Source organism: Massilia aurea (assembly GCF_024753205.1).
GTDB lineage: Bacteria > Pseudomonadota > Gammaproteobacteria > Burkholderiales > Burkholderiaceae_D > Telluria > Telluria aurea.
Genome location: NZ_JANUGZ010000003.1, coordinates 113,317 through 135,797 on the forward strand (window position 1 = coordinate 113,317; position 22,481 = coordinate 135,797).

Genomic DNA, 22,481 nt, shown 5'->3' on the forward strand with positions numbered 1-22,481 from the left:
CAACAGGCACCGCCATGACATCTGTTACCGAGAATATCTTTAACGAAGTAAACGCCGCCCACCTGGACGCGCTGGAGTCCGAAGCGATCCACATCCTGCGCGAAGTGGCCGCCGAATGCAGCAACCCCGCCCTGCTGTTCTCGGGCGGCAAGGACTCGGTCGTCCTGCTGCGCCTGGTCGAGAAAGCCTTCCGTCCGGGCAGTTTTCCGTTCCCGCTCGTGCACATCGATACCGGCCACAACTTCGATGAAGTGATTGCCTTCCGCGACGCCCGCGCCGCTGAGCTGGGCGAGCGCCTGATCGTTGGCAGCGTCGAAGAATCGATCCGCCGCGGCACGGTGCGCCTGCGCAACCCGGCCACCGATTCGCGCAACGCCGCCCAGGCCGTCACGCTGCTGGAAACCATCGCCGAGCACGGCTTTGATGCCTGCATCGGCGGCGCACGCCGCGACGAAGAAAAAGCCCGTGCCAAGGAACGCATCTTTTCGTTCCGCGACGAATTCGGCCAGTGGGACCCGAAAGCCCAGCGCCCTGAACTGTGGGACCTGTATAACACCCGCGTCCATCCGGGCGAAAACATGCGCGTGTTCCCGATCTCCAACTGGACCGAGCTCGATGTGTGGCAATACATCGCCCGCGAACAACTGGCACTGCCGTCGATCTATTTCGCGCACCAGCGCGACGTCATCGAACGCAATGGCCTCCTGGTGCCGCTGACGCCACTGACGCCAGCGCGTGAGGGCGAAACGGTCGAGAACCGCACCGTGCGCTTCCGGACCGTGGGCGATATCTCGTGCACCTGCCCGGTGGCCTCCAGCGCCGATTCGCTGGCCGACATCATTGCCGAGACGGCGATTACCGACATCACCGAACGGGGCGCCACGCGCATGGATGACCAGACTTCCGAAGCCTCGATGGAAAAACGCAAGAAAGCAGGATACTTCTGATGAACGCCATGACTGATCTCAACGCCAACGGCGACACCAAAGCCAACCGCTCACTGCTGCGCTTTATCACGGCCGGCTCGGTTGACGATGGCAAGAGCACGCTGATCGGCCGCCTGCTGTTCGATAGCAAGGGCATCTTTGCCGACCAGCTGGCAGCCGTCTCGCGCGCCAAGCACAAGCGCACAGTGGGCGACACGATCGACCTGTCGCTGCTGACCGACGGCCTCGAAGCCGAACGCGAACAGGGCATCACGATCGACGTGGCCTACCGCTACTTCGCCACGCCCAAGCGCAAGTTCATCATCGCCGACACGCCGGGCCACGAGCAGTACACACGCAATATGGTCACGGGCGCATCGACCGCCGACGCCGTCATCATCCTGATCGACGTGTCGAAGGTCACGCTGCGCGAAGACGGTGGCGTCGACCTGCTCACGCAGACCAAACGCCATTCGACGATTGCGAAACTGCTGCAGATCCAGCACGTCGTGGTGGCCGTCAACAAGATGGACCTGATCGGTTACGACCAGGCGATCTATGACCGCATCGTTGCCGAATACCAGAATTTCGCCGCGTCGCTGGGCCTGAAGGACATCACGGCCATTCCGCTGTCGGCGCTCACCGGCGACAACGTGGTGGAAAAATCGACGAACACGCCGTGGTACAGCGGTCCGACGCTGATCGACCTGCTCGAATCGCTGTCGGTCTACGACGAATCGCACAGCGCGCCCTTCCGCTTCCCGGTGCAGCTGGTGGCGCGCCACAACGGCCATGCGGCCAAGGACTTCCGTGGCTATATGGGCCGCATCGAATCGGGCGTCGTGGGCGTCGGCGATACGCTGGTCGTGCAGCCGTCCGGCCAGAGCGCGACGGTGAAAGAGATCGTCACGTTCGACGGCTCGCTGCAGTCGGCAACGGCCGGCCAGTCGGTCACGCTGGTGCTGAACGAATACGTGGACGTCTCGCGTGGCGACATGCTGGCCGGCAGCACGCAGCCGGCGACCTTGCTCAAGCAGGTCACGGCCGACGTCTGCTGGATGGCCGATGAGCCGCTCGACCTGCGCCGCAAGTACTGGCTCAAGCACGGCACGCGCCAGACGGCGGCCAAGTTTGCGCGCATCGACACGCTGCTGGACGTGAACACGCAAGAGCGCCATCCGGCCGAGGGCCTCAAGCTCAACGACATCGCGCGCGTGCAACTGACCGTCCAGCAGCCGCTGGCGGCCGATGCCTACGACGCGATCCGCGCGACGGGTGCGTTCATCCTGATCGACGAAGTCACCCACCAGACTGTGGCCGCAGGTATGATCCGCATCGACGCATAACAACGAAGGGGCGGTATGGCGGCACTGGGCAAAGTCTATCTGGTGGGAGCAGGCCCCGGCGCGGCCGACCTGATCACGGTGCGCGGCGCGCGCCTGCTGGCAGCCGCCGATGTGGTGCTGTACGACGCGCTGGTCACGCCCGAGATGCTGGCGTTGTGCGAGCGGGCTGACAAAATCTCGGTCGGCAAACGCTCGGGCCAGCGGTCGATGGCGCAGACGGTGATTAATGGCCAGATCGTCGAGTGCGCGCACAAGTACGCGCTGGTCGTGCGTCTGAAAGGCGGCGACCCGATGCTGTTCGGGCGCGCCGATGAAGAATTGCGGGCACTCGAAGCCGAAGGGATCGAGGTCGAAGTCGTACCGGGGATTACCACTGCTGTCGCTGCCGCGGCGGCCACCAAGCAGCCGCTGACCAAACGCGGCGTGGCGCGCAGCGTGGCGTTCTTCACGTCGAGTACCGCGCCCGATGAACCGGATCATCCTGCCCTCCCTGAAACCGATACGCTGGTTCAGTACATGGGCGGGCGTGAAGCGGCGGCCACTGCAGAACGGTTACTGGCCGAGGGCCGACGTGCCGATCTGCCGGTGGTCGTGGTGGAAAATTGCAGCCGCGTCGATCAACGCATCCTGCGATTGACGCTGACGGACCTGGCGCGCGGGCTGGAGCCCGGTCACGGGCCGGTGCTGGTGATGATGGGCGAAGCCCTGGCGCGGCGCGAGCACCAGCCGGATTGATGTCGTTGAACGCGTGGACGGAGAATCCGTCCACCCTACCTGCTACATTGACACCGTACCCAACGAATTGACGCAGTAATCCGTCATTGCCCGCTGCACGCCCGGATCTTCGCCGATGGCGCCGGCGACATTGAGCGTCAAGGCCGGATGCGCCGCGCGCACCTCGTCGCACAGTGCAGGCAAATCACGCAGCAAATGTCCACCCTTTCCCAAGAACACCGGCACCACCGTGATATCGTCGATGCCCTGCGCGCGCATGGCGTCGATGGTATCGGGAAGGCTCGGCGTCATCAGTTCCAGGAATGCCAGCTCCACGACCGCCCCGGCCACACGCTCGCGCGTCTGGTCGCGCAGGCGCTCGAACGGCACCGCCCACGATGCGGCGCGCGCGCCGTGGGCAAACAGGATCAGGCCACGTTTCATTGTCGTCATGCTTGTCATGCTTAATGTCGCTCCACCCACCACAGCGCACCGAGCGCCATGAGCAGGAATAACAGGCTGGGCGCCAGCGCCGTGAAGAACGCAGGCAGGATGGTCAGCACACCGAGGTGCGAGAACAGGGAATTGATGAGCAGGAAGCTCACGCCGATCATGATGCCGATGAAGATCTTGAGGCTCACGCCGCCACTGCGCGTGTGCAGGTAGGCGAACGGCAGCGCCAGCGCCATCAGGACAAAAATCGAAAACGGGTCGATGACCTTTTTCCAGAACGCGACCTTGAAGCGCTCGGTCTCCTGCTTGTTCTCGGCCAGGTGGCGCGTATAGACGGCCAGTTCGGCCGCCGACATGCGCTCGGGATCCGAGCGCGACACCGACAGGATCTTCGGCGTGATCTCGGACGCCAGCGTGTAGGTGGCCAGCTTGCGCGTCGCAATCGCCGCGGTTTCCTGGCCATACGTGCTCTGGATGGTCTGTCCCTCCGGCACGGCCGAACCGGGCGCTGGCAACTCGCGGCTGTTGGTGAACATCGTTTCTGTCACATCCGTCAGGCGCCACGTGTTGTTGCCGCCATAGGTGCCGCGCGCCGCCGTCACGAGCGAGCGCATGCGCATATTGTTGTCGAATTCGTAGAGCCGCACGTCCTCCAGCTGGCCGTCGGCCGCGATGCGGCGCACGTTGAAGAAGCGCGAGCCGGTGATGGTGCCGCGCACGCCGTTTTCATGGACGCTGTCCTTGGTCCACATCCCCGAGCGGAACTCGGCCGAGACCGAGCCGCCTTTGGCCGTCAGGCGCATGCGCTCGGCGATCGGCGCCGTGCGCGGGGTGATCAGCTCGCCGAAAATGAACGTCACCACCACGAAGATGGCGCCGATCTTGAACAGCATCCAGGCCGCATGCCGGGTCGACATCGACGAGGCGCGCATGATGGTGAATTCGGAGCTCGAGGCAAATTGCGCCATCGTGTAGATGGTGCCGATCAGCGCGGCCACCGGCATCACCTGGTACACATTGCCCGGCACGAGCAGCAACACGTACAGAAACGCGTGCTGCATGCCGAAGTCATTCTTGCCGACCGATGGCAGGATGCTGGTCAGGTCCATGAAGGCGACAAGCGCCAGGAACGCGGCCAGCACGAAGGCCACCGCCTGGAAGATATTGATTGCGAAGTAGCGCTGGAGGATTTTCATTCGACGGCTGCCTCGTCACGCTTGTGCAGCGGCTGCGGCTTGCGCAGGCGGCGCTTGAAGGCGCTCAGCATGACCAGCGGGTGGTACGGGTGGTTCACGTTCAGGCGCCACGCAAACAGGCCCGCCACGCACAGCAGCGCGAACAGGTGCAGCGGCCACCAGCCCGTCGCGAAGGCGACCTTGCCCTGCTTGACGCTGGCTTCGGACAGCCGCACCAGATTGTTATAGGTGAAGAAGATCAGCAGCGCCAGGATCATGTTGGCCGACGACCCGGCGCGCGGGTTGACGAAGCCGAGCGGGATCGCCAGCAGCATCAGGATCAGGCAGGTGATCGGCGCGGCGATGCGCGCCAGCAGTTCGGCCTGCGTAAAACGGTTGGGCGCGAGCAGCAGCGCGGGCGTGGACAACGCCGCCACCGGAATGTCGGCGCCGAGCATCGGCGCCTGCGTGGCCACGCGCATGCTGTAGCGCTCGAACTCCATCGTCTGGAAGTTGGCCTGGCCCGGGATGCCTTCGTAGCGGCGCCCATTACTGAGCACGAGGAACTGGCCGCCCTTGCCGTCCGATTCGATCACGCCCTGCTTGGCCACTACCACCGAATGCGTGTTGCCGCTGACGCTGTTGACGAACACGTTCTGCACGACGGTCGTGCCTTCGGCGCTGCGCTCGACAAAAAACACGCGGTCGTTCGAGCTCGATTCGCGGAACTGGCCCGGCGCGACGCGCTGCAGGTCTTCGCGCTTCTGGAAGCGCTCGACGAATTCGGCGCTCTTCATCTTGGCCCACGGCGTGACGACCAGCGACAGCGCGGCCACGACGAACACCATCGGCAAACCGAGCGTGAGCACCGGCCGGATCCATGCCAGCAGCGACTGGCCGGAGGCGAACCAGACGACCATTTCGGAATCGCGATAACTGCGCGTGACAGCGGCGACGACGGCGATGAAGCAGGTGAGGATCAGGATGATCGGCAGGAGCTCGGCGCTGCGGAACACGATCAGCGACAGCACGTCGCCGGACGCGACCTTGCCGCCCGCCGCGCGGCCAAGAATGGCGATCAGCGTCCAGGTTACAAGAATGGAAAACAGCACCGTGAAGGTCGCGCCAGCGGCGCTTGCCAACTCACGTTGCAGGGAACGTCGGAAGATCATTCAATAGAGTCGTTATAATTGCAGATTAGGCAGTCCGCCGCGAACAACGAATCGGAGAACCAAATGGACTTTAGCATAAAAGCATTCGACACAAAAAACACCCTGGCAGCGGCGAAGACCGGCTGTGTAGCAGTGGCGGTGTTCGAAAATAAAAAATTGTCGGCTGCAGCAAAAGCACTCGACGTGAATGGCGAGATCAGCGCGGCGGTCAAGTCCGGCGACATCAGCGGCAAGCCCGGTTCGACCCTGCTGCTGCGCGGCGTTGCGGGCGTGACTGCGGCGCGCGTGCTGCTCGTCGGCCTGGGCGCTGACGAGATCGTTTCCCAGAAAAGCTTCACCACGGGCGCGACTGCCGCCCTGAAAATGTTCGCCACGCTGGGTTCCACGGACGCCATTATCGCATTCCCGCTCGACAGCGTGAAAGAACGCGACGCAAACTGGGCGCTGCAGGCACTGGTACTCGCTTCGAGCGACGCCGAATACCGTACCGACGCACAGAAAAGCAAGAAAGAACCGGCACCCGCTGGCGTGCGCAAGGTCGTCATCGCCACGCCGGACGCCGGTAGCGCCAAGGCCGCACTGGCGCAGGCCGCGGCGATTGCCAATGGCATGAAGCTCACGCGCGACCTGGGCAACCTGTCGCCGAACATCTGCACCCCGACCTACCTGGCACAAACGGCGCGCAAGCTCGCCGACGACTTCGGCTTCGGCCTTGAAGTCCTCGAACGCAAGCAGCTCGAAGCGCTCAAGATGGGCAGCTTCCTGGCAGTGGCGCGCGGCAGCGAAGAAGCGCCGAAGTTCATCGTCCTGCGCCACAACGGCGGCGCGCCGAACGACGCACCGGTCGTCCTGGTCGGCAAGGGCATCACGTTCGACTCGGGCGGCATCTCGATCAAGCCGGGTCCGAGCATGGACGAGATGAAATACGATATGTGCGGCGCCGGTTCGGTGCTGGGCACCTTCCGCGCCATCGGCGAGATGGGTCTGAAGCTCAATGTCATCGGCATCGTCGTCGCCTGCGAGAACATGCCATCGGGTCGCGCGGCCAAGCCGGGCGACATTGTCACGGCGATGAACGGCACCACGATTGAAATCCTCAACACCGACGCCGAAGGCCGCCTGGTGCTGTGCGATGCGCTGTCGTATGCCGAGCGCTTCAACCCGGCCGTCGTGGTCGACATCGCCACGCTGACGGGCGCCTGCATCGTGGCCCTGGGCCACCACACGAGCGGCCTGTTCACCCGCGACGACGCCGCGCACGACGCCCTGGCCGACGAACTCCTCACGGCCGGCAAGCAGGCTGGCGACGCGGCCTGGCGCTTCCCGCTGGGCGAGATCTACAACGACCAGCTCAAGTCGAACTTCGCCGATCTGGCCAATATCGGCACCCCGGGCGCCGCATCGATCACGGCCGCCTGCTTCCTGGAGAACTTCACCCGCAAGTACACCTGGGCCCACCTCGACATCGCCGGCACCGCCTGGAAGTCGGGCGCCGCCAAGGGCGCCACGGGCCGCCCGGTGCCGCTGCTGACCACGTTCCTGATGAATCGCGTGTAAACACCCCACGCATCGTGAAAAAGCCCCGCATGCGGGGCTTTTTTTCATCTCAAACCGGCACACACAGCGGGGGTCAGGTCTGACATTCGGACACGACCTCAGCCATAGCCATTTCAGATGGTGCCTTGCCCGGTATTGGCATAGCCCTGTGCCAGCCAGTTTCGCCTACCGATTGTCGAGATCGTGTCCGAATGTCAGACCTGACCCCGGCTTTGCGGCTTTGCGCAATCCAAATCAGAACATCCTTGTTGCCACCGGCTCGGCGCCTGCCGCGGCGGCGGACTTTTCTGCTGGCTGCATCAGTACGGTCAGCGTGGCCGGGTAGTCGTAGCCAGCGCCCGAGTAGCGGTCGACATAGTGGCCGATGCCGGCAGTCGTCACCAGATTGCCGACGAGGTTACTGGTATTGAGCTGCGCCTGCACGGTCTCGGCGGCGATGGCCACGCCCTGCTTCTTGCAGCTGATCGACAGCGGCCCCTTGTTGCGCGTGACGGTCACGCGGCCCGGGGCGATCACATACCAGCGGCCGGCGTCATTGCTCAGGATGCAGCCGACCCCGCCGATCTCGCGGTAATCGAGCACCGTGCGCACTTCAAGCTGCTGCATGGGGGAATCGGACATGGTCGCGCAGCCGCCTAACAGGGCAAGCGCGGACAGGACAAGCGGGCGGAATAGAGGCGACATGGCAACCATCGAGAAGCGGATGCTTCTTTAACGGCAGCGGCGCGCAAATACTGAGGTGGGATTAGTCGAGCGGCGCGAAACGCGGGTGCGTGGCGCCGTCGACCGTGACGGTATCGAAGAAAGCATCGCGGGGACGCACCCAGACGGCGCCGCCCTCATCCCGGTACACGATGACCGGGGTGTGGTCGGATTCCAGCAGCGCGTCGCACACCAGCTCGTAGATGCCGCCCTTGTAGTGGCGGTAACGCATCCGGCAGACCGGGTCAGACCTTTTCGGCCTCGGCCTTCTGCTTTTTCTTCAGGCCCTGGATGACCTTGAGCACGCCTTCCATGCCGGCGGTCTCGTCCAGTTCGCTGAAGGCGTCCAGGACTTCGTTCAGCACGCTGTTGCGCACTGCCGCTTCGTCGGGTGCGATGGCTGGCACAGGGCTGCCATCCTTGCCGAACTTCGATGGCGAATCGGCCGCGGTCTTGGCGCCATGCGCCAGAGCAGCTTGCCAGATCACCCAACGACGCTGGGTTTCGAAAACGAGGTATTCCTCGGGCTTGTCTTCGCGGCGGCGAACGATGTGGCCTTCACGCTGGGCCCATGCTTCAAATGCACTGCGCATTTCTGTCCTTTTCAATTCTGCGCCAGGATGATGAACTCCTGAACGCAATATTTCACAATAGTACCACTAGCGCACGTCGATGGCTTGAAACAACTGTGTGAGCTGTCGACCAACGCTACATCGCGACCAGCCAATGGTACAATGAAAGTTGCACCTACGCAATTTTATTATTACCAAAAAGCAATCCCTCGATGCTGTCGCTTTTTGCGACAAGTACCGGACCCGACTAGTTATAGTCTTGAAGGCCAAATCGGGCAATACTTTTTGGAAAGCTACCAATGAATCGTGTCATCAGGTGTTGTAATTATACCAACCCAGCATTCATAACTCTATCGTTATTTCATGCCCGAGACCTAATCAATCCGGTAATTTCGTTAATAATAGCCTGTTGGCAAGCAATTCGCTCGCGCACACTTGAGTTACCAGCAACTTCTAACGTTAACTGTAGATAAACCGATGAAAATTGTCACCTGGAATGTGAATTCTTTAAAAGTTCGCCTTGCACATCTGTTGCAATGGCTGGACACCAATCCTGTTGACGTGCTCTGCATTCAAGAGACCAAACTGACGGACGACAAGTTCCCCGTCGCCGAACTCAACGCCGCCGGCTACCAGGTCGCGTTCTCAGGCCAGAAGACGTACAACGGCGTAGCGATCCTGTCCAAGCTGCCGATCGAGGACGTGGTACGCAACAATCCGCACTTCGACGATCCACAGCAGCGCCTGCTGGCCGCGACGATCGGCGGCGTGCGTTTCATCTGTGCGTATGTGCCCAACGGGCAGGAAGTCGGCTCCGACAAGTACGCCTACAAGCTGGCCTGGCTGGCGGCACTCCAGACCTGGGTCGCGGCCGAGATGGCCGCGCATCCGCAGTTTGCGATCCTCGGCGACTACAATATCGCGCCCGAGGCGCGCGATGTGCACGACGTGGCCGAATGGGAAGGCCGGATCCACTGTTCGGTGCCCGAGCGCGACGCGCTGCAGGCGCTCATCGCCCTGGGCCTGGCCGACGCCTTCCGCCTGTTCGAGCAGCCCGAGAAGCAGTACAGCTGGTGGGATTACCGCCAGATGGCGTTTCGCCGCAACCGCGGCCTGCGCATCGATCACATCCTGCTGTCCAACGCACTGGCCGCGCGCTGCACCGCATGCCACATTGACCGCGAGACCCGCAAATGGGAGCAGCCGTCGGACCATGCCCCTGTGGTGGCGACGCTGGCCGACTAACCGGCCAGCAACCTGCCGATCTGCGCAGCCGGCAACGGCCGCGCAAACAGATAGCCCTGCGCGAACTCGCAGCCGAACGAGCGCAGCAGCGCGTACTGCCCTTCCGTCTCCACGCCTTCGGCCACCACCGCCAGTTGCAGGCTGTTTGCCAGCGCCATCACGGCCGCCACGATCGCACGATCCTCGGCGCTCACTTCCAGCTCGCGCACGAAGGCGCGGTCGATCTTGATCTTGCGTACCGGGAACCGCTTGAGGTAGGCCAGGCTCGAATACCCCGTGCCGAAGTCGTCGATGGACAGGCACATCCCCATCGCATTCATCTGACGCAGCGTCTCGAGCGTCTGGCCGCCATGCTGCATCAGGGCCGTCTCGGTGATCTCGAATTCCACCAGACCCGCGTCGATGCCGGTGTCCTGCACGATGCCGCGGATCGAGTCGACCAGGCCATGGTGCGTGAACTGGCGCGCCGACAGGTTGATCGCGAGCGGCACGACGTCCAGCCCTTCGCTGCGCCACAACTGGTTCTGCGTGCACGCGGTGCGGATCACCCACTCGCCCACCGCCATGATCATGCCGCTCTCTTCGAGAATCGGGATGAATTCGTCCGGGCCCACCAGTTCACTGCCCCCGCGGCGCCAGCGCAGCAGCACTTCGAGCGCGTGCACGCGACGCGTGGCGGTGCACATGATCGGCTGGTAGTGCAGCTCGAATTCACCCCGCGCCAGCGCGCCGCGCAGGCTCGATTCAAGGTCGAAGTGGCGCGCCGCAGCCTGGTTCATGCGCTCGGTGAAAAACTGGTAGTTGTTGCGGCCCGCCGCCTTGGCCTGGTACATCGCAGCGTCCGCATGGCGCATCAGCGTATCGACGTCGCCGCCGTCCTGCGGATACAGGCAGATACCGATCGACGGCGAGATGTGCAGGCTGCGGCCTTCGATGGCGCACGGCGAGGCCAGCGCCGCGATGATCGCGTCGCCGACCGCGGCAGCAGCGGCACCCTCCTCGACCCCGGGCAGCAACACGACAAATTCATCGCCCCCGAGCCGCGCCACCAGGTCGCCCGGGCGCACCGAGCGCACCAGCCGGCGCGCGACTTCGCACAGCAGCTGGTCGCCCACCAGGTGGCCGAGTGAATCGTTGATCGTCTTGAACCGGTCCAGGTCGAGGAAGATCAGCGCCAGGCCCGCGCCCTTGTGCGCTTCGTCGCCGCTAGCCACGCTGCGCATCGCCGCATCGAGCCGGTCCGACAGCATGGCGCGGTTGGGCAGGCCCGTCAGGCTGTCGTGGTAGGCCATGTGGTGCACGCGCGCCTCGGCCTGGCGCCGCTCGTTGATTTCTTCCTGCAGCAGCGCATTGGCGCCAGCCAGTTCGGCCGTGCGTTCGGCCACGCGCACTTCGAGCTCGTCGCGCGCGCGCCGCACGGCATCGGCCGCTTCGCGCTGGGCCGTCACGTCGTCCACCAGCCAGACGCTGCGCCCGCGCGTGAGCGCGGCGTCGAACAGGCGCCCGGACAGGCGCGCCCAGAAGCGCGTGCCGTCGCGGCGTACCATTTCATGCTCGGCCATGTGGGCCTGGCCTGTGGCGAACTGCGTCTCGGATACGGCGCGCGCCGCCAGCCAGCTGTCCTGGTCGGGATACAGTTCGCGTACCGGTGCGCCGTCCATGCCGCCGGGCGGCGCGCCGAACAGCTCTTCCATCTTGCGGTTGCAGTGCAGTGTGCGGCCGTTCTCGACGACGGCAATGCCCAGCACCGCATTATTCAGGATCGCGCGGTTTTCCATCAGCGCCTCGCGCAGCGACTGCTCGTCGCCCTTTTCGCGGGTGCGGTCTTCGAGCATCCAGATCGTGCCCTTGTCCGGGTCGAGCGGATTGACCTGGTAGCCGATCATCAGGACCCAGGCCGGCGCGCCGTCCTTGCGCACGAGGATGCGTTCGGTGCGAAACGGCCGGCCATCCGCCAGTTGCGGATACGCCTCGGCGCCCAGCGCGCGGTACGCCTCTTCGTCCGGGTACAGCACGCGGGTAGACACGCCGATCGGCTCATCGCCGGCATAGCCGAACATCGTGCAGAAGGCGGGATTGGCGCGCCGGATCACGCGGTTGCGGGTGAACATGACGCCGATCGATGCGTTGGTCATGATCGCCTGCATTTCACTGGCCGCCTGGCGCGCCTCGGTTACATCCTCGACGATCCAGATCGTGCCCGCGCTGCGGTCGCCCGGTTCGACTGAGCAGCCGCGCAGGCGCGCCCAGAACGGCGAGCCATCGCGGCGCCGAAACTGCTGCTCGCTCTTTTCGAACATGTCGCCCCGTCCCAGCACGGTGAATGCTTCGGTGGCCAGTGCCTGATACGCCTCGGGCGACTGGCACACGTCCGGCAGCGAAATGGTATCGACTTCATGCGGCGCATAGCCGAACATTTCGCCCAGGCGTGGGTTAAATGAACGAATCTGGTGGGGCTGGGTGACGGCAATGCCGACCGGAGCGTGCTGGAAGATCGCGCGTTGTTCGCGCACCGTGCGGCGCACGCCCACTAAGCCACGCGCCGGCGCGCCGGGGGACGGTACATCAGGAACGTGCGGGGTCGAAAATCCATCCATCGTCGAGGCAGGCAAGCTGTTGGTTATGATGATCCGGCGAGTTGCCAATTAGCAACCAATGAAGGTCAATCATAACCCGGAAACAGCCCGTTACTCCAGCCTCGCGCGACGAGAAAGCGACACTAGCGGGGCACCCGCACCCAGCCTTCCATCAGGACGCGCGCGCTACGGCTCATGCTGGCTTTCGCCACGCGCCACTGCCCGTCTTCCAGGACCGCTTCGGCGCCCACCCGCAGCGTGCCGGACGGATGACCGAACCGCACCGCCGAGCGCTCGCCGCCGCCGGCCGCCAGGTTTACCAGCGTGCCCGGAATCGCCGCAGCCGTGCCGATCGCCACTGCTGCGGTGCCCATCATCGCGTGGTGCAGCTTGCCCATCGACAGCGCGCGCACCAGGAGGTCGATCTCGCCGGCCGCCACTTGCCGGCCACTCGACGACACGTACCCGGCCGCCTTGGCCACGAACGCAACTTTCGGCGTGTGCTGGCGCTTGCCTGCCTCGTCGATGCTGGCGATGAGACCCATGCGCAGCGCACCGTGGGCGCGGATCGTCTCGAACACGGCCAGTGCGCGCGGGTCGCCATTGATCGCGTCCTGCAGCTCGGTGCCATCGTAGCCCAGCGCCCCGGCCTCGACGAAGATGGTCGGGATGCCCGCGTTGATCAGCGTGGCGCGCAGCACGCCCACCCCGGGCACGTCGAGTTCATCGACCAGATTCCCGGTCGGGAACATGGCGCCGCCGCCCCCCTCTTCCTCGGCGGCCGGGTCCATGAACTCGAGCTGCACCTCGGCCGCCGGGAAGGTCACGCCATCAAGCTCGAAGTCGCCCGTTTCCTGCACCTGGCCTGCGGCCATCGGCACGTGCGCGAGGATGGTCTTGCCGATATTGGCTTGCCAGATGCGCACCACGGCCACGCCGTCGTGCGGTACGCGCGCCGGATCGACCAGGCCTGCCGCGATCGCGAACGGCCCCACCGCGGCCGACAGGTTGCCGCAATTGCCGCTCCAGTCGACGAACGGCTTGTCGATCGCGACCTGGCCAAACAGGTAATCGACGTCATGGTCTTCCTGTGTGGAAGTGGCGACAATGACAGCCTTGCTGGTGCTGGACGTGGCGCCGCCCATGCCGTCGATCTGCTTTCCATACGGGTCGGGGCTGCCGATCACGCGCAGCAGCAGCGCGTCGCGTGCGGCGCCGGCCACGCGGGCGTCGTCCGGCAGATCGTCCAGCTTGAAGAACACGCCCTTGCTGGTGCCGCCGCGCATATAGGTGGCGGCGATCCGGCGCTGAGGAGAATACGTGGTTGATTCCATCATGCCGCCTTCACCGTCGATTCAAGGAAATCCTGCGCGAAGCGCTGCAGCACGCCGCCGGCTTCGTAGATGGCCACTTCTTCGGCCGTATCGAGCCGGCACGTGACGGCCACTTCGACCCGCTCGCCGCTCGCGCGGTTGATGACCAGCGTGAGCTCGGCGCGCGGCGTGCGCGCCCCGATCACATCGAACGTTTCGGTGCCGTCGATGGCCAGGGTGATGCGGTTCTCGCCCGGCTTGAATTCGAGCGGCAGCACGCCCATGCCCACCAGGTTGGTGCGGTGGATGCGCTCGAAGCCTTCGGCCGCAATCGCCTCGACGCCCGCCAGGCGCACGCCCTTGGCCGCCCAGTCGCGCGACGAGCCCTGGCCATAATCGGCGCCAGCGATGATGATCAACGGCTGCTTGCGCGCCATGTAATGCTCGATCGCTTCCCACATGCGGGTCACTTCACCCTCCGGCTCGATGCGCGCGAGCGAACCGGCCATCACCTTGCCATGGCTATCCTTGACCATCTCGTTCTTGAGCGTCGGATTGGCGAACGTGGCGCGCTGCGCCGTCAGGTGGTCGCCCCGGTGCGTGGCGTACGAATTGAAGTCTTCTTCGGGCAAGCCCATCTTCGCCAGGTATTCGCCGGCGGCCGAGTCGAGCAGGATCGCGTTCGACGGCGACAGGTGGTCGGTGGTGATGTTGTCACCCAATACCGCCAGTGGCCGCATTCCCGCCAGCGGCCGGCTGCCAGCCAGCGCGCCTTCCCAGTACGGTGGCCGGCGAATATAGGTGCTCTGCGCCCGCCAGTCGTACAGCGGGCTGACGGCGGCGCCATCGTCGGCCACGCGCGCGAACATCGGCGTGTAGACCTTGCGGAACTGTTCTGGCTTGACGCTCGCGGCGACCACGGCGTCGATTTCTTCCTCCGATGGCCACAGGTCGGCCAGGCGGATCTCGCGCCCGGCGCTGTCCAGGCCCAGCACGTCCTTCTCGATATCGAAACGGATCGTGCCGGCAATCGCATAGGCCACCACCAGCGGCGGCGACGCGAGGAACGCTTGCTTCGCGTAAGGGTGGATCCGACCATCGAAATTGCGGTTGCCCGACAGGACGGCCGTTGCGTACAGGTCGCGTTTGATGATTTCGTCCTGGATCACCGGATCGAGGGCGCCGCTCATGCCGTTGCAGGTGGTGCAGGCAAAGGCGACGACGCCAAAGCCCAGCTGGTCGAGCTCCTTGCTCAGGCCCGCTTCGTCGAGGTACAGCGCGACGGCCTTCGAGCCGGGCGCCAGCGAACTTTTCACCCAAGGCTTGCGTGTGAGGCCAGCGCGGTTGGCGTTACGTGCCAGGAGGCCCGCCGTGACCATATTGCGCGGGTTGCTGGTGTTGGTGCAGCTGGTGATCGCGGCGATGATGACGGCGCCATCGGGCATCTGGCCCGGCGTGTTTTCCACCACGCCCGAGATGCCGCGCGCGGCCAGTTCGGACGTCGGCACGCGCTTGTGCGGATTGGACGGCCCGGCGATATTGCGCACCACGTTTGACAGATCGAACGTCAGCGTGCGTTCGTATTCGGCCGTTTGCAGGCTGTCGGCCCACAGGCCGGCGTGCTTCGCATACGTCTCGACCAGATGCACGGTCGCATCGTCGCGCCCCGTCAGGCGCAGGTACTTGATGGTTTGCTCGTCGATGTAGAACATCGCGGCGGTGGCGCCGAATTCGGGCGCCATGTTCGCGATCGTCGCGCGGTCGCCCAGCGTCAGTGCCGCTGCGCCAGCGCCAAAGAATTCCAGATAGGTCGACACGACTTTGGCATTGCGCAGGAACTCGGTCAGCGCCAGCACGACGTCGGTCGCGGTGATGCCCGGCTGCGGCTTGCCCGTGAGTTCGACGCCAACGATGTCGGGCAGGCGCATCCACGAGGCGCGGCCCAGCATCACGCTTTCGGCTTCCAGCCCACCGACGCCGATGGCAAGCACGCCAAGCGCGTCGACCATCGGCGTGTGCGAGTCGGTGCCCACCAGCGTGTCCGGATAGGCCACGCCGCGCTCCGCCTGGATCACGGGCGACATGCGCTCGAGATTGATCTGGTGCAGGATGCCGTTCCCGGGCGGGATCACGTCGACGTTCTTGAAGGCTTTCTTGGTCCAGTCGATGAAGTGGAAGCGGTCTTCGTTGCGGCGATCTTCGATGGCGCGGTTCTTGGTGAACGCATCCGGGTCGAACCCGCCGCATTCGACCGCCAGCGAATGGTCGACCACGAGCTGCGTCGGCACCACCGGGTTGACCAGCGCCGGATCGCCCCCTTGCAGCGCGATGGCGTCGCGCAGGCCGGCCAGGTCGACCAGCGCGGTTTGGCCGAGGATGTCGTGGCAGACCACGCGCGCCGGGAACCACGGGAAATCAAGGTCGCGCTTGCGTTCGATGAGCTGCTTCAGCGAATCGCGCAGGGTGGCGGGCGCGCAGCGGCGCACGAGGTTTTCAGCCAGCACACGCGACGTGTAGGGCAGCGTGGCGTAGGCACCGGGCGCGATCGCGTCGACGGCGGCGCGGGTGTCGAAGTAGTCGAGCTCCGTGCCCGGCAGGGGTGTGCGGTAATCGGTATTCATGGCGTTACTTGCGCTCTGCCAGCGGCACGAACTGCAGATCCTCCGGCCCCACGTAGTTGGCGCTCGGGCGGATGATCTTGTTGTCGATGCGCTGCTCGATGACGTGCGCCGCCCAGCCGGACGTGCGCGCGATGACGAACAGCGGCGTGAACATCGCCGTCGGCACGCCCATCATGTGGTACGACACGGCCGAGAACCAGTCCAGGTTCGGGAACATCTTTTTCACGTCCCACATCACGGTCTCGAGACGCTCGGCGATGTCGAACATCTTCATCGAGCCGCCCTCTTCCGACAAGGTGCGCGCCACTTCCTTGATCACCTTGTTGCGCGGGTCCGAGATCGTGTAGACCGGATGGCCGAAGCCGATCACGACTTCCTTGTTGGCCACGCGGTTGCGGATGTCGGCTTCGGCTTCGTCCGGGTTGTCGTAGCGTTTCTGGATATCGTGCGCGACTTCGTTGGCGCCGCCGTGCTTCGGGCCGCGCAGTGCGCCGATCGCGCCCGTGATGGCCGAGTGGATGTCCGAGCCGGTGCCGGCGATCACACGGGCGGTGAAGGTCGAGGCATTGAATTCGTGTTCGGCGTACAGGATCAGCGACGTGTGCATCGCGCGTACCCACGACTCTTTTGGCGCGAAGCCGTGCAGCAGGTGCAGGAAGTGGCCGCCGATCGAATCGTCGTCGGTGTTCACGTCGATGCGTTTGCCGCTGTGGCTGAAGTGGTACCAGTACAGCAGCATCGAGCCGAACGACGCCATCAGGCGGTCGGCGATATCGCGCGCGCCGGTGATGTGGTGATCGTCCTTTTCGGGCAGCGTGCAGCCCAGGACCGACACGCCCGTGCGCATCACGTCCATCGGATGGGCGTTGGCCGGCAAGGATTCGAGCGCGCTTTTCAGCGCCTGCGGCAGGCCGCGCAGCGAGCGCAGCTTGGCCTTGTAGCCGCGCAGTTCGCCGTCGTTCGGCAGCTTGCCGTGCACCAGCAGGTAGGCGATTTCCTCGAATTCGCTGGTGGTCGCGATGTCGAGGATGTCGTAGCCGCGGTAATGCAGATCGTTGCCCGATTTGCCCACCGAGCACAGTGCGGTGTTACCAGCGGCGACGCCGGACAGGGCGACGGATTTCTTCGGCTTGAAGGTCGGGTTTTCCTGGTTCTGCATAGTCATGTGATGTCTCCTTACTTGACTTTGTTCTGGGCAAACAGCGCGTCGAGCTTTTGCTCGTAGCTGTGGTAATCGATGCGGTCATACAGTTCGGCGCGCGTCTGCATGGTGTCGAGCACGTTCTGCTGCGTGCCGTCGCGGCGGATCGCGGTGTAGACGTTTTCGGCGGCCTTGTTCATCGCGCGAAACGCCGACAACGGATACAGCACCAGGCCCACGCCAGCGCCAGCCAGTTCGTCGACGGTAAACAGCGGCGTGGCGCCGAACTCGGTGATATTGGCCAGCACCGGCACCTTCACTGCATCGGCGAAGCGCTTGTACATGTCGAGCGTCGTCATCGCTTCCGGGAAGATCATGTCGGCGCCCGCTTCGACGCAGGCCACGGCGCGCTCGATCGCTGCGTCCAGGCCTTCGACGGCCAGCGCATCGGTGCGCGCCATGATCACGAAATCGTCATCCAGGCGGGCATCGGCGGCGGCGCGGATGCGGTCGACCATTTCTTCCTTGCTGACGATTTCCTTGCCCGGCCGGTGGCCGCAGCGCTTGGCGCCGACCTGGTCTTCGATGTGGCAGGCAGCCGCGCCGGCTTTGCTGAGCGAACGCACGGTGCGCGCGACATTGAAGGCCGAGGCGCCAAAGCCGGTGTCGACGTCGACCAGCAGCGGCAGGTCGCAGACGTCGGTGATGCGGCGCACATCGACCAGCACGTCGTCGAGATTCGAAATGCCCAGGTCAGGCAGGCCGAGGGAACCGGCAGCGACGCCGCCACCGGACAGGTAGATGGCCTTGAAGCCGGCGCGCTTGGCCAGCAATGCGTGGTTGGCGTTGATCGCGCCCACGACTTGCAGCGGGGATTCATCGAGGATCGCCTGGCGGAAGGCGGAGCCTGCGGAAAGTTTGCTCATGCTAGTCCTTGTCATCACGGTGAAGAAGTTATGGTCTTCATTGCAAGCACCGTGCCAGCGTTGGTTGATCCGCCATGTCCCGCCATTTCAAGCACTTGCGTGCTTATTCTACCCAAATCCTCCCTGAATTCGCGCGCCCTTGTTTCACACTGAAACACCCACCTGAAACATGAAACATGCAGGCGCAAAAAAACCGGGTGGCGCCTTGCGGCGCGCACCCGGTTGATTTTGAGTGGCTGAGTCGGTCTTAGTGACCCGACGCACCCGATGCGCCGATACCCGTCTCGGCGCGCACTTGCTGCGCTTCGAAGCCTGCACGGTCGATCCGGGCACGAGGACCCTTGTCGGTGATCGAGAACAGCCAGATACCGATGAAGCCCACTGCCATCGAGAAGATCGCTGGCGAGGCGTACGGGAAGATCGCGGCCGGATGGTGCAGCACATCGACCCACACCGATTTCGACACGATCGTCAGGCCCACTGCCGTGGCCAGACCCAAAAAGCCCCCGATCGTCGCGCCGCGGGTGGTGCAATCCTTCCACAGCACCGACATGAACAGCACCGGGAAGTTGGCCGATGCCGCAATCGCGAAGGCCAGCGACACCATGAAGGCGACGTTCTGCTTCTCAAAAGCGATACCCAGCACCACGGCCACGATACCCAGGCCGATGGTGGTGATCTTCGACACGCGCAGCTCGTTTTCGCTGGTGGCATTACCCTTTTTGAACACGGTCGCATACAGATCGTGCGACACGGCCGAAGCGCCCGATAGCGTCAGACCCGCCACCACAGCCAGGATGGTCGCGAACGCCACTGCCGAGATGAAGCCCAGGAACACGTCGCCGCCCACGGCCTTGGCCAGGTGGACCGCCGCCATATTGTTACCGCCCAGCAGAGCACCGGCTGCATCCTTGAATGCCGGGTTGGTACCTACCAGCACGATCGCGCCGAAGCCGATGATGAAGGTCAGGATGTAGAAATAGCCGATCCAGGTGGTTGCCCACAGCACCGACTTGCGCGCTTCTTTTGCGCTCGGAACGGTGAAGAAGCGCATCAGGATGTGCGGCAGGCCGGCGGTACCGAACATCAGCGCCATGCCGAACGAGATGGCCGAGATCGGATCCTTGATGAAGGTGCCCGGACCCATGATGGCGGTGCCCTTGGCGTGCACTTCGGTCGCGGTCTGGAACAGCTTGGCCGGGCTGAAGTTGTACTGCGCCAGCACCGAGAACGCCATGAACGACGCGCCCGACAGCAGCAGCACAGCCTTGATGATCTGAACCCAGGTGGTGGCCGTCATGCCGCCGAACAGCACGTAGACCATCATCAGGATACCGACCAGCACGACGGCGATCCAGTATTCCAGACCGAACAGCAGCTTGATCAGCTGACCCGCGCCGACCATCTGCGCGATCAGGTAGAACGCGACGACGACCAGGGTGCCGGACGCCGCAAACACGCGGATCGGCTTTTGCGCGAAGCGGTACGAGGCCACGTCGGCAAACGTGAAGCGGCCCAGGTTACGCAGGCGCTCGGCCATCAGGAACGTGATGACAGGCCAGCCGACCAGGAAGCCGATGGCGTAGATCAGGCCATCGTAACCGTCGAGGAACACGGCGGCCGAGATACCGAGGAACGACGCCGCCGACATGAAGTCGCCCGCGATCGCCAGGCCGTTCTGGAAGCCGGTGATACCACCGCCGGCGGTATAGAAGTCGGACGCTGAACGGGTCTTGGCGGCGGCCCACTTGGTGATGAACAGCGTGCCGACGACGAACAGCGCGAACATGCTGATCGCGGTCCAGTTGGTCGGCTGGCGAACGGCCTGGCCCATGTCGGGCGCGGCGTAAGCAATCCCGGAGGCGGCCAACAGCACGAATGCCAGCAATGAGGAGGTGCGGGCGCCGGCCATCATGCGCCCACCTTTGCACGGATGGCGTCGCTCAACTCGTCGTATTCGCGGTTGGCACGGCGCACATAGATGCCGGTAATCAGAACGGTAAACAGGATGACGAACAGGCCAAGGGGAATGCCCCAGGTAATGACACTGTTGCCGATCGGGGTGCCCATGAACTCCTTGTTGAACGCGACCAGCAGCGTGAAGCCGTAGTACACGATCATCATGGCCCAGGTCAGCGTCCAGCCGAAGCGGGAACGGATGCGTTTGAGCTTCTGGTAATTGGGGTCATTCTTGACCCGGTCTACGATATCTTGATCCACTTTGTCTCCTGATTCTTTTGTTAGTGCCGTGGTTCGGCTGCCTTTTTGGCTGCGACCCATCCTACGGGCATGCCCTTACCGGATTCTTACGCCGGGTGCCTAATTTCGACCGGTCGTTCGCCGATTCGATGTTTCAGGCTGAAACAACGGCCATCATTTGCACTACACTTGAAACATGGATTACCCAAGCTCTTCTCCTGCCAGCGACAAGCCCATCATCTGGACGGTGTCGGTCTCGCGCCTGTCCGACCTGTTCCGTGACATCACCGTCGAATACGATCACCTGGCGTCGATCGAGCCTCTGCACATCGGGTTCGACGAGGCGGCAACACATATCCGCGAGCGGCTCGCAACGGAACACTGCGACGTCGTGATCGCCGCTGGCTCGAACGCGGCCTGGCTCAAGAGCCGCGTGTCGGTGCCCGTGGTCGCCGCCCGGGCCAGTGGCTTCGACGTGCTGCAGGCGCTCACGCGTGCGCGCAAGCTCGCCGGGAATGTCCCTGGCGCGATTGGCGTCGTCAGTTATGGCGCCCTGCTCCCGGAGCTGGCCGAGTTCGCGGCCGGCTTTGGCCTGGACCTGGTCCAGCGCAGCTATGTGACGCAGGAAGATGCGCGCGCCGCCGTCGACGAACTCAAGGCGCTGGGCGTGGCCGTCATCGTCGGCGCCGGCTCGGTGACCGACCTGGCCGAAGAAGCCGGCCTGCGCGCCGTGTTCCTGTATTCGGCGGCGTCGATCCGGCAAGCGTTCGACGATGCACTCGAACTGGCGCGCCTGACCCGGCTCGAGGTCGACCGCAGCCGTGGCCGAACCCGAATCGGCAGCACGCCGCCCGGCAAGCAACGACTGCGGCGCGGCCTGAACGACCTGCGCGGCGACTCGCCCGCGATGCAGCAGCTGCGCCAGACCGTCGTCCTGTACGCGCGCTCGCCCAGCACCGTGCTGATCGAAGGCGAAACCGGCAGCGGCAAGGAACTCGTGGCGCAGGCAATCCACCGCGAGAGCCCACGCAGGGACGCGAACCGCCCGTTCGTCGCAGTCAATTGCGGCGCGATTGCCGAGTCGCTGCTTGAATCTGAATTGTTCGGCCATGAAGACGGCGCGTTCACCGGCGCGCGCCGCGGTGGCCACGCGGGCCTGTTCGAAGCGGCCAATGGCGGCACGCTGTTGCTCGACGAGATCGGCGAAATGCCCCTGGGCCTGCAAACACGCCTACTTCGCGTGCTCGAGGAGCGTGAAGTGATGCGCGTGGGCGGCACGCGGCCGGTGCCGATCGACGTGCGCGTGATCAGCGCCACCCACTGCGACCTGGAGGCGCGCGTGCGCGACGGGCGCTTCCGGGCCGACCTGTTCTATCGCCTGGCCGTACTGCGCCTTGCCCTGCCGCCGCTGCGGGCACGGGTACAGGACATCGCGCCGCTGCTCGAATGGTCGCTCAAGGGTGCGCTAGCCGCGCTCGATGCACGTCCGCATCCGAACCTGCTGGCCGAACTGAAAGCGTGTACGCCGCTGCTCACCGGCTACGCCTGGCCCGGTAACGTGCGCGAGCTGCGCAACCTGGCCGAGCGCCTGGCGCTGTTTTTGGCGGCCGAGCCGCTGCAGGCGCTGACGCCGGGCTTCATGCTGTCGGTGGCGCCGGAGCTGGCGCGTGGTGCTGCCCCGGCTGATGCCGCGGCGGGCCCAACCCGGGAATCGGCCGCTGCGGTGCTGGCGCGCTTTGGCGGGCAGCGCGACCTGGCGGCCGATCATCTTGGGATCAGCCGCACGACGCTGTGGCGGCGGCTGAAGGCGGAAGGCTGAGCTCTAATCTTTACCCCTTAAGAC

The 22,481-nt window shown here is 64.5% G+C and carries 19 protein-coding genes; 6 read left to right on the top strand and 13 right to left on the bottom strand.

Annotated elements, in window-relative coordinates:
• The first annotated feature begins 14 nt into the window (after positions 1-14).
• Genes cysD through cobA form a run of 3 tightly spaced genes read left to right on the top strand, consistent with a single transcriptional unit; the run spans position 15 to position 3,007 of the window.
• A complete protein-coding gene (gene cysD / locus NX775_RS11170) occupies positions 15-947 on the top strand; it encodes a sulfate adenylyltransferase subunit CysD (RefSeq protein ID WP_258836085.1) in 933 nt (310 codons plus the stop codon).
• On the top strand, positions 947-2,272 hold the full coding sequence (locus NX775_RS11175; RefSeq protein ID WP_258836086.1) for a sulfate adenylyltransferase subunit 1: 1,326 nt from the start codon (positions 947-949) through the stop codon (positions 2,270-2,272). Before cysD ends, NX775_RS11175 begins: the two co-directional genes overlap by 1 nt.
• Positions 2,273-2,287: 15 nt before the next feature.
• Positions 2,288-3,007 (top strand): uroporphyrinogen-III C-methyltransferase, encoded by a 720-nt coding sequence (cobA, locus tag NX775_RS11180; RefSeq protein ID WP_258836087.1) that lies wholly within the window; start codon positions 2,288-2,290, stop codon positions 3,005-3,007.
• A gap of 42 nt (positions 3,008-3,049) precedes the next feature.
• On the opposite strand, the gene NX775_RS11185 is transcribed toward cobA, so the two are convergent.
• Genes NX775_RS11185 through lptF form a run of 3 tightly spaced genes read right to left on the bottom strand, consistent with a single transcriptional unit; the run spans position 3,050 to position 5,786 of the window.
• Positions 3,050-3,439: a sirohydrochlorin chelatase gene (locus NX775_RS11185; RefSeq protein WP_258836088.1), complete on the bottom strand. Its 390-nt coding sequence runs from the start codon at positions 3,437-3,439 to the stop codon at positions 3,050-3,052.
• Positions 3,440-3,450: 11 nt separating this feature from the next.
• On the bottom strand, positions 3,451-4,635 hold the full coding sequence (gene lptG / locus NX775_RS11190) for an LPS export ABC transporter permease LptG (protein ID WP_258836089.1): 1,185 nt from the start codon (positions 4,633-4,635) through the stop codon (positions 3,451-3,453).
• Complete coding sequence (gene lptF, locus NX775_RS11195; protein ID WP_258836090.1) at positions 4,632-5,786, bottom strand: LPS export ABC transporter permease LptF; 1,155 nt, start codon at positions 5,784-5,786, stop codon at positions 4,632-4,634. Before lptF ends, lptG begins: the two co-directional genes overlap by 4 nt.
• A 63-nt stretch (positions 5,787-5,849) precedes the next feature.
• Between lptF and NX775_RS11200 the strand changes: the two genes are divergently transcribed.
• A complete protein-coding gene (locus NX775_RS11200) occupies positions 5,850-7,343 on the top strand; it encodes a leucyl aminopeptidase (RefSeq protein WP_258836091.1) in 1,494 nt (497 codons plus the stop codon).
• A gap of 234 nt (positions 7,344-7,577) precedes the next feature.
• Here NX775_RS11200 and NX775_RS11205 read toward each other — a convergent pair whose 3' ends face one another.
• The 3 genes from NX775_RS11205 to NX775_RS11215 form a co-directional block, all read right to left on the bottom strand.
• Positions 7,578-7,964 (bottom strand): hypothetical protein, encoded by a 387-nt coding sequence (locus tag NX775_RS11205; protein WP_258836092.1) that lies wholly within the window; start codon positions 7,962-7,964, stop codon positions 7,578-7,580.
• A gap of 124 nt (positions 7,965-8,088) precedes the next feature.
• Positions 8,089-8,277, bottom strand: coding sequence for a DUF1653 domain-containing protein (locus tag NX775_RS11210; RefSeq protein WP_258836093.1), 189 nt, complete (start codon positions 8,275-8,277; stop codon positions 8,089-8,091).
• 13 nt (positions 8,278-8,290) lie between these two features.
• Positions 8,291-8,638: a phiTE_015 family protein gene (locus tag NX775_RS11215; RefSeq protein WP_183550317.1), complete on the bottom strand. Its 348-nt coding sequence runs from the start codon at positions 8,636-8,638 to the stop codon at positions 8,291-8,293.
• A gap of 456 nt (positions 8,639-9,094) precedes the next feature.
• Between NX775_RS11215 and xth the strand changes: the two genes are divergently transcribed.
• Positions 9,095-9,862: an exodeoxyribonuclease III gene (gene xth, locus NX775_RS11220; RefSeq protein WP_258836094.1), complete on the top strand. Its 768-nt coding sequence runs from the start codon at positions 9,095-9,097 to the stop codon at positions 9,860-9,862.
• Here xth and NX775_RS11225 read toward each other — a convergent pair.
• The 7 genes from NX775_RS11225 to NX775_RS11255 all read right to left on the bottom strand — a co-directional run bounded on the left by NX775_RS11225 (position 9,859) and on the right by NX775_RS11255 (position 20,659).
• On the bottom strand, positions 9,859-12,459 hold the full coding sequence (locus tag NX775_RS11225) for a bifunctional diguanylate cyclase/phosphodiesterase (RefSeq protein WP_258836095.1): 2,601 nt from the start codon (positions 12,457-12,459) through the stop codon (positions 9,859-9,861). The genes xth and NX775_RS11225 overlap by 4 nt on opposite strands.
• 122 nt (positions 12,460-12,581) lie before the next feature.
• Positions 12,582-13,775, bottom strand: coding sequence for a 2-methylaconitate cis-trans isomerase PrpF (prpF, locus tag NX775_RS11230; RefSeq protein ID WP_258836096.1), 1,194 nt, complete (start codon positions 13,773-13,775; stop codon positions 12,582-12,584).
• Positions 13,772-16,372: a Fe/S-dependent 2-methylisocitrate dehydratase AcnD gene (gene acnD, locus NX775_RS11235; protein WP_258836097.1), complete on the bottom strand. Its 2,601-nt coding sequence runs from the start codon at positions 16,370-16,372 to the stop codon at positions 13,772-13,774. The genes prpF and acnD overlap by 4 nt, the downstream gene beginning before the upstream one ends.
• Positions 16,373-16,376: 4 nt before the next feature.
• Positions 16,377-17,537 carry a bifunctional 2-methylcitrate synthase/citrate synthase gene (gene prpC, locus NX775_RS11240; RefSeq protein ID WP_258836098.1) on the bottom strand — a complete coding sequence of 387 codons (1,161 nt, stop codon included), beginning with the start codon at positions 17,535-17,537 and terminating at the stop codon, positions 16,377-16,379.
• Positions 17,538-17,548: 11 nt separating this feature from the next.
• A complete protein-coding gene (gene prpB, locus NX775_RS11245; RefSeq protein ID WP_258836099.1) occupies positions 17,549-18,439 on the bottom strand; it encodes a methylisocitrate lyase in 891 nt (296 codons plus the stop codon).
• A 247-nt stretch (positions 18,440-18,686) separates the two neighbouring features.
• A complete protein-coding gene (locus NX775_RS11250) occupies positions 18,687-20,354 on the bottom strand; it encodes a cation acetate symporter (protein ID WP_258836100.1) in 1,668 nt (555 codons plus the stop codon).
• Positions 20,351-20,659, bottom strand: coding sequence for a DUF485 domain-containing protein (locus NX775_RS11255; protein WP_258836101.1), 309 nt, complete (start codon positions 20,657-20,659; stop codon positions 20,351-20,353). Before NX775_RS11255 ends, NX775_RS11250 begins: the two co-directional genes overlap by 4 nt.
• A 175-nt stretch (positions 20,660-20,834) precedes the next feature.
• Here NX775_RS11255 and prpR point away from each other — a divergent pair, with 175 nt between their 5' ends.
• Positions 20,835-22,457 (top strand): propionate catabolism operon regulatory protein PrpR, encoded by a 1,623-nt coding sequence (prpR, locus tag NX775_RS11260; protein ID WP_258836102.1) that lies wholly within the window; start codon positions 20,835-20,837, stop codon positions 22,455-22,457.
• Positions 22,458-22,481 lie beyond the last annotated feature (24 nt).